13 protein-coding genes are annotated in these 14,711 nt (G+C 41.2%); 10 read left to right on the forward strand and 3 right to left on the reverse strand.

Features of this window, described 5'->3' with window-relative positions; genetic code table 11:
- Positions 1–148 precede the first annotated feature (148 nt).
- On the forward strand, positions 149–1,297 hold the full coding sequence (locus AC3WJJ_RS00990; protein WP_492537199.1) for an AI-2E family transporter: 1,149 nt from the start codon (positions 149–151) through the stop codon (positions 1,295–1,297).
- Positions 1,298–1,403: 106 nt separating this feature from the next.
- Here AC3WJJ_RS00990 and AC3WJJ_RS00995 read toward each other — a convergent pair whose 3' ends face one another.
- Positions 1,404–1,577, reverse strand: a complete 174-nt coding sequence (locus AC3WJJ_RS00995) for a hypothetical protein (RefSeq protein WP_492537201.1) — start codon at positions 1,575–1,577, stop codon at positions 1,404–1,406.
- Between the two features lie 544 nt (positions 1,578–2,121).
- Here AC3WJJ_RS00995 and thrS point away from each other — a divergent pair.
- From thrS to AC3WJJ_RS01025, 6 genes are all read left to right on the forward strand, one after another.
- Positions 2,122–4,035: a threonine--tRNA ligase gene (thrS, locus tag AC3WJJ_RS01000; protein ID WP_492537203.1), complete on the forward strand. Its 1,914-nt coding sequence runs from the start codon at positions 2,122–2,124 to the stop codon at positions 4,033–4,035.
- A 297-nt stretch (positions 4,036–4,332) separates the two neighbouring features.
- Positions 4,333–4,776, forward strand: coding sequence for an SMI1/KNR4 family protein (locus AC3WJJ_RS01005; RefSeq protein ID WP_492537205.1), 444 nt, complete (start codon positions 4,333–4,335; stop codon positions 4,774–4,776).
- Between the two features lie 170 nt (positions 4,777–4,946).
- A complete protein-coding gene (locus AC3WJJ_RS01010) occupies positions 4,947–5,528 on the forward strand; it encodes an RNA polymerase sigma factor (RefSeq protein ID WP_492537207.1) in 582 nt (193 codons plus the stop codon).
- Entirely contained in the window at positions 5,489–6,463 is a 975-nt protein-coding gene (locus AC3WJJ_RS01015; protein ID WP_492537209.1) for a hypothetical protein, read from the forward strand. The genes AC3WJJ_RS01010 and AC3WJJ_RS01015 overlap by 40 nt, the downstream gene beginning before the upstream one ends.
- A gap of 100 nt (positions 6,464–6,563) precedes the next feature.
- Positions 6,564–7,319: a hypothetical protein gene (locus tag AC3WJJ_RS01020; RefSeq protein WP_492537211.1), complete on the forward strand. Its 756-nt coding sequence runs from the start codon at positions 6,564–6,566 to the stop codon at positions 7,317–7,319.
- A gap of 243 nt (positions 7,320–7,562) precedes the next feature.
- Positions 7,563–8,813, forward strand: a complete 1,251-nt coding sequence (locus tag AC3WJJ_RS01025; RefSeq protein ID WP_492537213.1) for an MFS transporter — start codon at positions 7,563–7,565, stop codon at positions 8,811–8,813.
- Positions 8,814–8,916: 103 nt separating this feature from the next.
- Here the strand turns inward: AC3WJJ_RS01025 and AC3WJJ_RS01030 are convergent, their stop codons facing one another.
- Positions 8,917–10,761: an ABC transporter ATP-binding protein gene (locus AC3WJJ_RS01030; protein WP_492537215.1), complete on the reverse strand. Its 1,845-nt coding sequence runs from the start codon at positions 10,759–10,761 to the stop codon at positions 8,917–8,919.
- Positions 10,754–12,490, reverse strand: coding sequence for an ABC transporter ATP-binding protein (locus AC3WJJ_RS01035; protein WP_492537217.1), 1,737 nt, complete (start codon positions 12,488–12,490; stop codon positions 10,754–10,756). The genes AC3WJJ_RS01030 and AC3WJJ_RS01035 overlap by 8 nt, the downstream gene beginning before the upstream one ends.
- A 382-nt stretch (positions 12,491–12,872) precedes the next feature.
- Here AC3WJJ_RS01035 and AC3WJJ_RS01040 point away from each other — a divergent pair, with 382 nt between their 5' ends.
- The 3 genes from AC3WJJ_RS01040 (at position 12,873) to AC3WJJ_RS01050 (ending at position 14,612) form a co-directional block, all read left to right on the forward strand.
- Positions 12,873–13,136 carry a CD3324 family protein gene (locus AC3WJJ_RS01040; protein WP_492537219.1) on the forward strand — a complete coding sequence of 88 codons (264 nt, stop codon included), beginning with the start codon at positions 12,873–12,875 and terminating at the stop codon, positions 13,134–13,136.
- A 162-nt stretch (positions 13,137–13,298) separates the two neighbouring features.
- Entirely contained in the window at positions 13,299–13,868 is a 570-nt protein-coding gene (gene cysC / locus AC3WJJ_RS01045) for an adenylyl-sulfate kinase (RefSeq protein ID WP_492539527.1), read from the forward strand.
- Positions 13,869–13,910: 42 nt separating this feature from the next.
- Positions 13,911–14,612, forward strand: coding sequence for a Stf0 family sulfotransferase (locus AC3WJJ_RS01050; RefSeq protein ID WP_492539529.1), 702 nt, complete (start codon positions 13,911–13,913; stop codon positions 14,610–14,612).
- Positions 14,613–14,711 lie beyond the last annotated feature (99 nt).

Below are 14,711 nucleotides of genomic sequence, written 5' to 3' on the forward strand. Positions count from 1 at the left end.
AGAAGACATCCTTGATGAGGGTGTCTTCTTTTCTTGATTGTAGGACAGTATAATGGAGTAGGCGCATGTTCATCCGTTGATTGAATATCGAAGAATATCCATATTAATTTATTTAATATTAAGGATACATAACTGAGGGAGGACATTTATGGAACAACCCCGCATCTGGCCGGATCGATTCAAAAGATTTTTTCTTAACAACAAGTTTGTGCTCCTATTGCTCATCCTGCTTTTGGTGGGACTTAATGTACTTGTACTGAGCAAAATTTCGTTTGTTCTACATCCACTTGAAGTACTGATTAAGACAATCGTGTTGCCTATTATCTTATCGGGTATACTGTACTACCTACTCAATCCTCTTGTAGATATTATGGAAAAAAGAAACATCAAACGCGGCTGGTCTATTCTCATGCTATATCTCTTGATTGCTGGTATTTTAACAGTGGTTGTCTTAGCGGTCATACCTGTACTACGAAACCAGATTACAGGGTTGGTGGATAGTTTCCCAGAATATAGCGAAAATGTTAAGCAACAATTTGAGGAGCTTACAGGCAGCAAGCTGTTTAGCCAATTGCAAGAAGCTGTGAGCGTTAGCTCGCAAGATTGGTGGAGCACGATTACTAAGAAGGCTTCAGAACTGCTTAACCAGACATGGAGCAGAGTGGGCGGCTTTCTTGGAGCATTCACAGAAATTGTGTTGTCTATTGTGACGGTACCTTTTATTTTGTTTTATATGCTGAAGGACGGAAAGAAACTGCCATACAAGATTCTTTCTTTCTTGCCAACGAAGAGTCGCACTGGAATATTGCATGTACTTCATGACATAAACCATCAGATCAGTTCATTCATCCGTGGTCAGATTATCGTCAGTTTCTGTATTGGTATTCTACTGTATATCGGTTATATGATTATTGGATTGGACTATGCCTTAATCCTTGCTATTATTGCTTCGTTCACTAGCATTGTTCCGTATCTTGGACCCGCAATTGCAATTACGCCTGCGCTCATTGTGGCCATAGTTACATCTCCGGTCATGTTATTGAAGATGGTAGCGGTTTGGACTATTGTACAGTTGATTGAAGGGAAATTCATATCACCACAAATCATGGGCAAAACACTCAAAATACACCCCATCACCATTATTTTTGTAATACTTACCTCAGGAAATTTATTTGGTGTGGTAGGTATTCTGCTGGCTGTTCCTGGATATGCAGTGCTGAAGGTTTGTGTATCACATATTTTTGAGTGGTTTAAAGACACTTCCGGTTTATATGATCCACCGAACAATAACCAGTAGTAATAACAATATTCATGTTGGTTAAAAGAAAGTGTATATGTAAGTAGACCCTCGTCCATTGGCTGAACAGTCTAAAAGACGGGGGTTCTTTTGTGTTTAAATACACCTAAGTTCTTGAATTGTTCTCCGCTGCACGGAGTCGCTCCTCTTCTTCGGCTTTAACAATGGAGAGATAACCAATAACATCTCCAATTGCCGCTAAAGTAAGCCCAATCTTGGCTAATTCGATGGATGATAAATCTTCAAGAGTAGCATTACTTTTCTTTCTGGGTTTGGCCATCATTTCACCCCAAAAGTCAGTTTAATCCTAATGTATGAAAAAGACGCTGATTATGTTTATATTACAGCCTTTTATAGTGCCTATTTTATCGTTACCATGGTCATTTTCAGATGTTCTTATCATTTAACGACATTTGATCATAAAAAAATTATTACTTGACTTTCTTGAAAGTATTCATGTAAGATTCATTCCAAGAAATACAAATGAGGCATGGACCAAAGACATGATTTCCTTCACGAACTGTCCAGAGAGAGAAGTGTAAGCTGCAAGCTTCTTCAGTAACCGGTAGTGAAATTACCCCTTTGTAGCTGCGGCGTTGAACCCGTTGATCTGTATTCACGGCTGTAATCGTCACCGAATGATCCCCGTTACCGGATCCCAAATGAGGACCTTACGTTTTCATGCTTTGCTGAATCGCAGTGCATGTAGCGTTATAGGTCAAATCAGGGTGGAACCACGAGCTGAACGCACTCGTCCCTTGCTTGGGAGAGAGGCGTTTTTTTGCGTTCAAATATTACGATAAAGACAGAAATGGAGGCTAATCATGGAGATCAATGTTATTTTGCCAGATGGAACAAAGAAGGGGTATTCGCAAGGAACGACGATAAAACAAGTGGCAGAGTCTATTAGTGCCAGTCTGAAAAAGAACGCCATCGCCGGAAAGATAAACGGTAAGCTTGTTGATCTTCAGCAGCCGATCGAACAGGATAGTCTAATCGAAATAGTTACGCTTGATAGCTCGGATGGTCTGGATATATATAGACATAGTACAGCGCATGTGTTGGCACAAGCTATAAAGCGTATTTATGGAGAAAAGAATGTAAGGCTCGGCATTGGACCGGTCATTGAAGATGGGTTCTATTATGATCTGGATATAGAGAAACCGTTATCCATCGATGATCTTTCCACAATTGAAGAAGAGATGACAAGAATTATCCAAGAGAACTTACCCATCGTCCGGCGTGTCGTAAGCCGTTCCGAAGCCAAAACCATCTATGAAGAGCTTGGAGAACCATTTAAATTGGAGTTAATTCGCGATTTACCGGAGGATGCTGTCATTAGCATCTACGATCAAGGTGAATTTTTTGATCTATGCCGAGGCCCCCATCTTCCCTCAACAGGACGGATTAAAGCTTTCAAGCTGATGAATGTAGCAGGAGCCTACTGGCGTGGAGATTCGAGCAATAAAATGCTACAAAGAATTTATGGGACTTCTTTTTTAAAAAAAGCGCATCTTGAGAGACATCTCCATGTATTAGAAGAAGCCAAGAAACGAGATCATCGTAAGCTTGGCAAAGAACTTGAGTTGTTTATGTTCTCTGAAGAAGCCCCCGGTATGCCTTTCTATCTCCCCAAGGGGATGACAATTCGTACAGAACTTGAAAACTATGCGCGCGAGTTGCAACGACAGCGGGATTACGATGAAGTTCGTACACCTCTTATGATGAATAATCGATTGTGGGAGCAATCGGGTCATTGGGACCACTATAAAGACAATATGTATTTTACTAATGTAGATGAAACAAAGTTTGCCCTTAAACCAATGAACTGCCCGGGACATATGTTGATTTTCAAAAACAGTTTGCATTCCTATCGAGAATTGCCGATTCGAATATCGGAGTTTGGTCAGGTACACCGTCATGAATTCTCAGGAGCGTTAAACGGGATGATGAGAGTACGTACTTTCTGTCAAGATGACGCTCATCTATTTGTATTACCAGACCAGATTGAGGATGAGATCGCTCGAGTTATTGAGCTGATTGGTCATATTTATCAAGTATTTGGTTTTGAATATAAAATAGAACTGTCTACAAGGCCAGAAGATTATATGGGTTCAGAAGAACTGTGGCAGAAGGCAGAAGATTCGTTACGGAATGTGCTAGATAAGCGTGGTATAGAATACCGAGTGAATGAAGGAGATGGGGCATTCTACGGTCCCAAGATTGACTTTCATATATTGGATGCACTTAAACGGAGTTGGCAATGTGGAACGATACAACTGGATTTCCAAATGCCTGAAAACTTTGATCTTTCGTACATCGGTGAAGATAATCAGAAGCATCGCCCAGTTGTGATCCACCGTGCTGTTTATGGTTCAATAGATCGATTTATTGGTATTCTTACTGAGCATTTTGCTGGAGCTTTTCCGATTTGGTTATCACCCGTGCAAGTGAAGTTATTACCTGTATCCGAGAATTACCTCGATTATGCGTTTCAAGTGAAGAAGTGGCTAGAGGAGAGCGGGATTCGTACTGAGGTAGATGTGCGGAATGAAAAACTTGGATACAAGATTCGTGAAGCACAGCTTGAAAAAGCACCTTATATATTTGTCCTCGGTGAGAAGGAGAAAAATTCGGATCAGGTCTCAGTAAGAAGAAGAGGTGAGGGTGATCTTGGTTTAAAAAGTTTGCAAGAGATTACCGAGCTGATACAAGAGGAGATTCGTCATAAACGGTAAGAGGAATAGTGTTGATTGCAGTTACAGGACATTATTGGCTTACTATAGTTCCGATTCTTGCTTTAATACTTGGGATGTTTATTCTGCGATATCATCTTAAAAGAGTTTAGCGAACAATCAGAATAACATACAGTTTCAAGACAGACGGGCTATTTAATGGCTCGTCTGTCTTGTTGGGGGTGGGGCCGGAATTTATTCGACATGAAATATGATAACTAGAAATAAAATGGATAAAAGTGTAAGATGAAAGGAGTTAGATGAAGCGTTACTATTCTTCCGGAGAAAGGTGGTACTACTATGAAAGAGTCGTTAATTGAGAGATTAAAGCTAATGCTTCTTCGAGAGGATAATCTTACCCTCGTTGGGCATCCAGCGAGCCAAGATGAAATCAATCATGCTGAACAACTGTTAAATGTAAGCTTTCATAAGGATTATGTACAGTTTCTTCGGATGTTTGGAGGCGCTTACGCAGGTCTTCCCGTACACGGATTCTCCAATGGTTCTAGCCTTGGTAAGGAGACGGTCATTGATTTGACAAGATCGTTCCGAGAACAGTTCAAGGATCATCCCTTTGCTGAGATCTTAGATATCAGTTATGTCATATCGATGGATGGATCAGGTGATCCGATCTTTATTAATCCGTCAGGACATGTGTACATTGGGTATCATGATACAGGGGAGATTAGGTTATTGGCGGAATCATTTGAAGATTTGCTCGAGGAGAATTTCTACGAATGGTAAGGTAAGTTCGTAACTACGCCCTCATCTTCGAGACTTGTGAAAAGTCATAAAAAAGACTCACCATTTGGTGTGAGTTTTTTTTATGGCTATTTATTGTGTGAAGTGTCCCTTTTCCGAAAGATGAAGTGTTATACCTCATAAACAAAGAGAAGTAGAGGTGAGACTTAGCGTTGAATTCTATAGATGAGTATGTAAAAAGTGTAAAGGCTGGTGAAGTGGAGGATTTTCAGTCCATCGTCGAAATGTATCAAAAACAGATTTATGTATATTGCTGCCGTATGCTCGGTTGTAAACACGATGCACAGGACGCCGTTCAGGATATATTCATCAAAGCATATACAAAGCTGTTTACATATGAACCGAAAGTGTCATTCTCAGCTTGGCTGTATAAAATCGCGTATCATCACTGTCTCAACTTGCTGCGTAAGCGTGTAATACGTCAGCGAGTACATCGTCTCCTTAGAACCTCAGGTATTACAGAGAGTCCTGAGCAAAAGCTCGATCGACAATGGTTCAGTGCGCCTCTCGAATATGCGATGTCAAAGCTCTCAGCTGATGAACGAAATTTACTAGTGTTGAGGGTTTTTGAAGAGAAGCCATTCGCTGAAATTGCTATGATTTTGGATAAGAATACGGATGCTGTTAAGAAAAAATATATGCGGATCAAACAGAAAACGATCAAATGGATCGGAGAGAAGGAAGGTGAAGAGCAATGTGGGAACGAGATGAGTCCGATAAAGATAAAATTTTGAGAAGCATGGAAATTAACTCTAACCCTGAAGATTTCGACATGACTTCCTCCATCATGCAGAAAGTAAGGGGAATCCATCAGAGAAATAGTAGAAATCATCCAGTTAAACGGCGCAGAAAAGTACTGATTGCCTCACTATCCGCACTTCTGATTCTCTCTAGCATGACAGTGTATGCGAGCACCCACTGGATACAGATTAAGAACAAAGAGGGTAAGATCATTCTTGAAACAAGACCGCAACAGAGCAGCTCTCGCTCAGAAAGTTACGGTAATCGATTAGATGAATATAAAGCGGAATTGAAGAAAAACTTGAAACCGGGAGAGAGTGCCATTTTCTATCTGAAGGATGAACAGATGAATGAAGCAGATCAGTATAATCTTCTACATTATTATTATGAACCGGTTGTGAGCTCCACTTATGATGACCTTACTAAAGAAATACAACGTTTGAAAGCACCTATGATACATAATCTTGATGGATTTGTTCCGGATGGATACATCTTCGAATCTGGTCTTATTCAAGTAACAAGTGAGCCTGCTCCCCATACTCCAGAATACGAGCTTGTCCTGAAGGAATTGAAGGATAGAGCAGCGGAGTCTAACGACGATCAGGCATTGTTCTATAAAATGGTCCCTCCTTCGAAAGCAGTCTCTACAGTGGTCAAGTATCACAAAGGAGATCGCCAGTTAAAGATTATTGCTTTTGTACGAACGCCGGGTTCGCCAGCACAAGTTCTTACAGATTCAGCAGAAAAGCTATCAGTAAAAGGAACTGAACTGATTTTATCATCCGATCCGGCCCAACAGTATCTAAATCGCAGATTAACTTGGCTAAATCATGATGAAACTGTGTTATTCACCATCACAGATGATCCTAAGGAACCGTTAACGAACAATGAATTCGTAAAAATCGCTGAAGGATTAATAAGAGATTGAAAGAATCCCTGAAAAATCGTCCCTTTTTACTTGAGTTCATTGTTATACGATGTGAATTTAAAAAATGAGAAGCCGAAGAGGCGAAGGGAGCACGAATTATATGATTAGAGTAAAGAGGAAAATGGTGTTATCTCTTATTGTAGCGATGATGGTCGTTGGAACAACGAACGCATATGCAGCAAATTCATCAACAGCTCAGATTAGTTCTGAGAAGAAAGCATCCTCGATTCAAGAGGAAATTAACAAGTTGCAAAACAATCTAAAGCCTGGTCAAATGATAGCCTATTATGTTCCGGATAAAAAGTTTAATCCGCTGGGCCGCATATCATTTGCTGGGAAAGGCTACGTCGCGAAAGAGTATAAATCCCACATCACGAATGCGCAGAAGCTTAATGCTCCAGCTCTAACCATGCCATCAAATCCTCCAAAAGGTTATCAATTCAAGAGCGGAATCGTTTACTTGAAGGATCCAAGTGAATCATCCACATTGTACAAATCGCTGGAGCAAGAATTAAAGGCACAGGCGACAAAAGGAAGTAAACAGATTTACACCAAATCGGTTAAAGTTACCGAATCTTTAAGTGTTGTTCTTCAATATGTAAAAGGTAAAACAGAAGTGGACTTAGTTGCTACTTACATGGAACCATCAAAACTAATTGATGGAACGCCAGTGCTGCCCAATCTAACCGCAGAAACCATACAAATTAACGGTGTAGAATGCACGTACACAACTGACTCGAAAGGTAAGGATAGTTTGAGCTGGTATGACGAGGATAATCAGACTCGCTATACGATCTGGGCGGAGAGTGCAAAATCGGACGTTCTCCGTTTCGCTAAATTAATACTTGAAGATTAAATAGAATCATGGCTCTCTCCTGTAATGGGTGAGGGCCTTTTCCTTCATATGGATAAAGAGAGAGCTAAGAACGAACATGAGCAATTAAAAAGAAATGAAGAACCGATTTGTATGGTAAAGTTATTTTATTAATGACAAAAGAACGGGGGAATGACCATCGCAATGGTTATATAAGTAAGTAATATTTGGTTATAATCGTTGAATAAGTATGTATGAATGATTGAATAAGAAAGGATTAATGCAATGTCTCAGTATGAGAACGAACAGAGGTTTTGGAAAAGAAACATCATTCTCTTTTTAAGCAGCCAGACTCTTTCGTTGTTTGGTTCTGCCTTGGTTCAATATGCCATCATGTGGCACATAACCTTAACAACACAGTCAGGGATCATGATGACGCTGTACATTATATGCGGATTCATCCCGACCTTCTTACTGTCGCCTTTTGCTGGTGTTTGGGCGGATCGATTTAACCGTAAAACCCTTATAATGCTATCGGATGCGATGATTGCAATCGTTACACTGATTCTAGCAATTACGTTTATGATGGGATACGAAGCCATGTGGCTGCTGTTCGTCATAGCTGCGGTACGTGCACTTGGAGCAGGCATTCAGACGCCTGCAGTGGGTGCCATTCTTCCGCAGATTGTACCGCAAGAACAATTGACTAAAGTAAACGGAATTAATGGCAGCCTGCAAGCGCTCATGATGTTCGTAGCACCTATTGTCAGTGCCGCCATACTATCGATGGCGTCCATCGAAATGATATTATTTATTGATGTCATCACAGCGGCGATAGCGATTCTAACTTTGTTCTTTTTTCTCAAAATTCCATTACACCAAAAAGCTACTGCTACGCAAACAACAGGCTACTTGGATGATTTCAAACAGGGCCTAGTCTATATAGGACAACATGCCTTTTTAAAAACCTTTTTTATCTTCTTCGGCTTCTTCTTCATATTTATGGCGCCTGCGGCTTTCTTGACACCCCTTCAAGTGACACGCACTTTTGGGGACGACGTCTGGAGACTAACCGCTATCGAAATTGCATTCTCCGTTGGCATGATGGCAGGCGGGGGAATTATTGCATCCTGGGGTGGTTTTAAAAATAAAGTGTATACGATGACTTTCGCCAGTCTAATTATGGGCGTATGTACCGTTGCACTTGGTATTGTTCCAGTCTTTTGGATCTATTTAGCTGTAATGGCTGCCTTCGGTATTGCGATGCCTATATTCAATACTCCAACAACCGTACTGATCCAAGAAAAAGTAGATGCTAATTATTTAGGACGCATTTTCGGAGTATTTAGTATGATCTCAACGTCAATGATGCCAATCGGGATGTTGATATTCGGGCCGCTCGCAGATGTCATCGACATCGAGTGGCTGTTGATCGGAACAGGGATCATTATTCTTGTGCTGACCCTGTTGTTCTACTCCAACAAAAAATTAGTTGAAGCTGGAAAGCCTATTGAACAGGTACACGCTGCTGAATAACAAAGACAGGATTTTTAAAAAATTGAAAGTAAACCAGACAAAAAGACCCCGTTAAGCACGGGGTCTTTTTGTCTATCTATATCACGTTACCTACATCTACTAACTAACCAGATATCTTAAACTGGCTGTTATACAGATTATGGTAAAAACTCTTCTTAGCGAGAAGTTCCTCATGCGTACCGCGTTCGGAAATACCGCCTCCATTGATAACTAAGATTTGATCAGCTTCTCTAATTGTGCTGAGACGGTGAGCGATGACAAAGCTAGTACGGCCCTCCATAAGTGTCTTCATTGCTGCTTGAATATGCATCTCTGTTCGTGTATCAATACTACTTGTTGCTTCGTCGAGGATGAGAATAGCGGGATCCGCAAGTACAGCTCGTGCAATGGTAATTAATTGTCTTTGCCCTTGACTCAAGTTACCACCGCCAGAGGTAATGAGTGTATCATAGCCCTGAGGTAACTTCATGATGAAATCATGTGCATTGGCTAGTCTTGCTGCTGTTTCAATCTCCTCATTCGTAGCATCAAGGCGTCCATATTTTATATTTTCTCGAATGGTGTCCGAGAACACATAAGCATCCTGAAGAACGATTCCGAGCTTGCTGCGAAGGTGGTCTTTATTCATGTGCCTTATATCGATACCATCGATTGTAACTGTACCTGATTCGATCTCATAGAAACGTGTAAGCAGATTAATGATGGTTGTTTTTCCTGCACCTGTTGGGCCGACAAGCGCAATGGTCTGTCCCGGACTTGCGGTAAGCGAGATTTCATTTAGAATAGGTACTCCTTCCTTGTAACTGAAGGACACTCGGTTGAACTGTACGTTACCACGGATTTCACCGGATTTTAACGTTTCACCGTTAGCCGAATATTCCGTCTCTGTATCGATCACTTCAAATACCCGTTCAGCTCCTGCAACTGCGGATTGAACCAAGTTGAACTGATTCGCTAAATCGTTTAGCGGACGCTGGAATTGCTTAGAGTAGTTCAGAAATGCCACAACCACACCAACACTTGTAAAGCCTTTGAATGACATATATCCGCCCACGGCAGCGATGAGAGCGAAGCTTAAGTTATTCAATACGTTCATTACAGGACCAACCGTCCCCGAATAGATCTGAGCCCCAATACTGGCATTCGTAAGCTTTGTATTCATCTCATCAAACTGCTCAGCAGCATATTTTTCCCTACGATATATCTGAACTACCTTTTGTCCAGAAACCGTCTCCTCAATAAAACCATTAAGCTCTCCAAGGTGTGATTGCTGTTTAGAAAAGTGCTTTCGTGTACGACTTGAAACAGTCTTAGTAAACAGCATGACAAAAGGAATGGTCACCATACTTAATATTGTTAGCCATATGTTTAGATACAGCATGATGGATATAGCCCCGATAAGTGATAGCACACTGGAGATAAGCTGGGTTACACTTGAATTAAGCGTACCTGAAACATTCTCAATGTCATTGGTTGTGCGGCTCATAAGCTCGCCATGAGTCTTCGTATCGAAGAAACGTAGGGGAAGCAGCTGCAGTCTAGTAAAAATATCTCGCCTCATTTGCTGAACGGACATTTGTGACACTTTCACCATCATATGCTGCTGAAGCCAGGCTGTAAGAGCAGTACCTGTATAAACGGCAAGGAGAAAAGCACACAAGCCAATTAATCCCTTATAATTACCAGGAATAATATAATCGTCTACCGCTTTTCCAAGAAGATAAGGGGCGGTAAGGGATAGGATTGTAGTAATCAAGGTAAACAGAAATACTGCGATCATACCTTTACGGTGAGGACGAATGTATCCCCAAATCCGCTTCAATGTTTGCAACGTGTTTTTCGGCTTAGCTTTGCCTACAGTCACCCCTCGCATCGGGCCGCCGCCTCTCAAGCTAAGATCCGGTGTCTCACTGTTTGTTGATTGTCGCTGTTCTTCCGGTTTAGCCATAAGAAGGCACCTCCTTGCTGAACTGGGACTCATATATATCCTGATAGATTTCACAAGAATCAAGTAGCTCTTGGTGAGTTCCTTCTGCCACGATATAGCCCTCATCTAGAATCAAGATTTTGTCCGCATCGATAACGGAAGATATTCGTTGAGCGATCAAAAAGCAGGTCCGTCCATGCATAAGCTGAGCCAATTCTTTCTGCAACTTAAATTCCGTTCCCATATCGATAGCGCTTGTGCTGTCATCAAGAATCAGAATGGAGGGACGCAGTAGCAATGCCCGAGCAATCGCGATCCGCTGCTTCTGACCACCAGAAAGATTGATACCACGCTGTCCCAGCTTTGTTTCATAGCCATCCGACATCTCGGTGATAAAATCATGGGCCTGCGCGGCTTTAGCGGCTTCAATCACTTCTTCATCGGACGCTTCGGGTTTACCGTAGCGGATATTTTCCGCAATCGTGCCGGAGAAGAGGATGGATTCTTGAAGTACAATTCCTATCAAACCTCGGAGTGCGGACAGATCATAGCTGCGAACATCCGTACCGTCGATCAGGATGTGACCTTCACTCACGTCGTATAGACGAGGGATCAGAGAAACGAGTGATGATTTCCCTGCTCCAGTTGCACCCATAATAGCTATCGTCTGACCTGGCCGAGCTGTAAAATTAAGATTGCGGAGAACGGGCTCAAGGACACCCGGCTGATAGGAAAATGTAACTTGATCGAATGTGACCTCACCATGATGATAAGTATCCTTCTCAGGATAGATAGGTGTCTTGATCTCGGACTCTGTCGATAACACCTCTTGGATCCGGTCCGCTGAAACTTTAGCTGTTGAAATCCGAACTAGCATCATTGCAACGGAAGATACGGAGAAGAGAACCTGAGTTACATAGTTAATAAATGCTATCAGATTTCCTACTTCGAAAGAACCGTCTATAGCATCCTTACCTCCAAACCAGAGTACAGCAACAATACTTATATTTAAAATCATCGTTAGAATCGGCATATTGATGGCCACGATCCGTTGGGTTTTAACAGACACTTGAGTGAAGTCTTCATTAGCGTTGTTAAAACGTCTATTCTCGTAATCTCTTCTCACAAAAGCTTTGGAAACACGAATGCCCGCTAAGTTCTCTTTAAGTACGGAGTTTACTTTATCTAACTTTTGCTGAATGACTGAAAATAACGGTAGTGTAGCTCGGATGAGTAAGAACATGACAATAAACAATAAAGGAACTGCCAAGGCTAGGATAATGGCCAGCTTTGGACTAATAATAATTGCCATGATAATACTTCCGATGGCTAGGAACGGTGAACGTACAAAAACACGTAAGAGCATCTGGATCATTGTTTGAATCTGTACAATATCATTAGTGAGTCTAGTAATTAGTGAGCCCGTCGACAATTCGTCCAGATTGCGAAATGATAATGTCTGGACTTTACGGAACAGATCATGCCTGAGATCAGCACCAAAGCGTTGTGAAGCGATAGAGGAAAATACCGTACATCCGACACCGCCGATGAGCCCAATCATTGCTGCACAGACCATCATAAGGCCTATAGTTTGAATATGTGAAAGATCATTTTGCATAACACCTTTATCTATAATGCTTGCCATCAATATGGGTTGTAATAAATCCATGGCGACTTCCAGTAGCATTAAGAGCGGGGCAAGTAGAGCAGCAGCCCAGTGGGGGCGTAAATAAGAAAATAGCTTAAGCAAGAGTCCATAACACCTTCTTTGATAATTAATTTTAGCTAAATACCAAGTTAATCCAAGATTGAAGGAGTTGTCAAAGAAATAATGAGATAACAGAGCCTATCTTAGAGAAGTTATTGAATAAGTAATTGTTGTAGTCATTGTTTTAAAAGGATTTTTATGGAACAGACATCGTGCTATACTTGAATCACTACTTTAGGTGAAGGAGGAGAATAGGCATGTTGGACGAGAAAGAGTATAAGCTTTATGCAGAGTCTGTATTATAAACAACGGCGGTTGTTTGCATAAAGCTATATATTAAGCCGCCGGAGTCCTTCAATGGGAAGATCAGTTTATATGAAGACTTTGCTACCTTAGAATTCATTATTTAAGGGGTAGAGTAATCATGAAATATGTAAAGGCTGATATACTACCAGAGGAACTGCTAAGGGAAGTTCAGAAATATATTCAGGGAGTCACCATATATATTCCTAAACCTGATGGAGAGCGTAAGGGATGGGGCGTAAATTCAGGCAGCAGAATACACATAAATCAACGAAATCAAGAAATTCGTCAACAATTTGCACAAGGTATTACGATAGATCAGCTCACGGAAAGATTTTTTCTTTCTAATGATAGCATTAAGAAAATTGTATATTCTAAATCATAATAATGTTGTGAAGGTCACATTGGATATGAATCCAAATGTGGCCCTTTTTTATGTGAAGAATGATTCCTAAAAGTTCATTACATATATTAGAGCGATGAATGATATTAGAATTTATTTGATCAGATGTGAGTGAGATGTCTTCTAATCTAGGGGGGAATTGAAATAGAGAGATCAGTGCATGAACACCTGAACGGACATAGAGGAGGGATCGTGTGGTTCACCGGCTTGTCTGGTTCTGGTAAAACAACACTTAGTCAAAATGTTGAGAAGAACTTAATCGACCAAGGATTTAAATGTGTTGTTATCGATGGAGATCACTTAAGAGCTGGATTAAATCGAGACCTTGGCTTTTCGGAGGCAGATCGAGAAGAAAATCTACGCCGAGCTGCCGAAGTGGCTGAAATGTTCTTGCGTGTTGGTTTTATCGTTCTTCTTCCCTTGATTTCACCTTCAAGAGAAGTAAGAGAGAAGATTAGACTTCGATATCAACCAAAAGATTATGTGGAAATCTATGTGAAATGCTCATTAACAGCATGTGAAAGACGTGATCCCAAAGGACTTTATCATAAAGCAAGACGGGGTGAAATACGACATTTCACAGGTATTGACGCTATTTATGAAGTGCCCACGCGGTCTGAATTGACCATAGACACGGAACATAAATCTATCAATGTATGTGCAACTGAACTTACTGCATTCATTATTAATAAGTTCGCCATTCATAATGTCTGAGAAAGGAGGAATAATATTACACAACCAAAATTAAGCTATACGATCTGGTTCTCACAGCGGACTGGAAGTACACTTTTGAATAAGGCACTAGCCTCAACAGGAGTGGCAGGAAACCCCAGTGAATGGCTACATTTTGAGCATAAAAGCCCCGATACTTTAAAAATCGATGATCTTAGACAAATATGGGAAAGTGGAACCACATTGAATGGTGTATTCGGTTTAAAGATGAGCTTTGAGCAGAAATGGATCGATACCTTTCGCACGATGTTCGAACTTCCAGCACATACATCACGTGCAGAAGTGTGGAGTACAGCATTTCCGAATTGTAAGCATATTTATATGACACGCCGTAACAAAGTCAGATTAGCCGTTTCATGGTGGCGTGCAATTGTCTCCGGTGAATGGCATCGAGAGTGTGGAGATATACCTAAGGAACATGACATATCTGGTCAGTACAATTACGAAGCGATCCGTCATTTGGCCAACGAGAGCATGATGCGCGAAGCAGCAATCGAGGATTTTTTAACGGAGTCGGGTATTATTCCGCTGACAATCGTATACGAGGATTTCATTCAGGATTACGAGAGTACGGTCATGAAAGCGCTCCAATTTCTCAATATTCCATCCGATTGTGTCAGCGTTGCCCCACCGGCTTTAGATAAACTGGCAGATGATGTAGCCGAAGAATGGGTGCAGCGATTTCGCAGGGATAGCCAGCAACAATGGGAAAATGAACGTTGGTAAAATACTCATAATAGAAGACCGCCTTTATGGCGGTTTTTTGTCAATTGTCTTTTATATTACATACTGTTTTAGGAATTCACTTCATAAAATTTGGTAGAT

It is taken from the genome of Paenibacillus sp. FW507-14B1B, from assembly GCF_058781425.1.

Bases quoted from the DNA above. Each gene is read 5' to 3' on its own strand.
- AC3WJJ_RS00990 (WP_492537199.1), top strand. From the start codon at position 149: ATGGAACAACCCCGCATCTGGCCGGATCGATTCAAAAGATTTTTTCTT.
- AC3WJJ_RS00995 (WP_492537201.1), bottom strand. From the start codon at position 1,577: ATGGCCAAACCCAGAAAGAAAAGTAATGCTACTCTTGAAGATTTATCA.
- thrS (WP_492537203.1), top strand. From the start codon at position 2,122: ATGGAGATCAATGTTATTTTGCCAGATGGAACAAAGAAGGGGTATTCG.
- AC3WJJ_RS01005 (WP_492537205.1), top strand. From the start codon at position 4,333: ATGAAAGAGTCGTTAATTGAGAGATTAAAGCTAATGCTTCTTCGAGAG.
- AC3WJJ_RS01015 (WP_492537209.1), top strand. From the start codon at position 5,489: ATGTGGGAACGAGATGAGTCCGATAAAGATAAAATTTTGAGAAGCATG.
- AC3WJJ_RS01020 (WP_492537211.1), top strand. From the start codon at position 6,564: ATGATTAGAGTAAAGAGGAAAATGGTGTTATCTCTTATTGTAGCGATG.
- AC3WJJ_RS01025 (WP_492537213.1), top strand. From the start codon at position 7,563: ATGTCTCAGTATGAGAACGAACAGAGGTTTTGGAAAAGAAACATCATT.
- AC3WJJ_RS01030 (WP_492537215.1), bottom strand. From the start codon at position 10,761: ATGGCTAAACCGGAAGAACAGCGACAATCAACAAACAGTGAGACACCG.
- AC3WJJ_RS01040 (WP_492537219.1), top strand. From the start codon at position 12,873: ATGAAATATGTAAAGGCTGATATACTACCAGAGGAACTGCTAAGGGAA.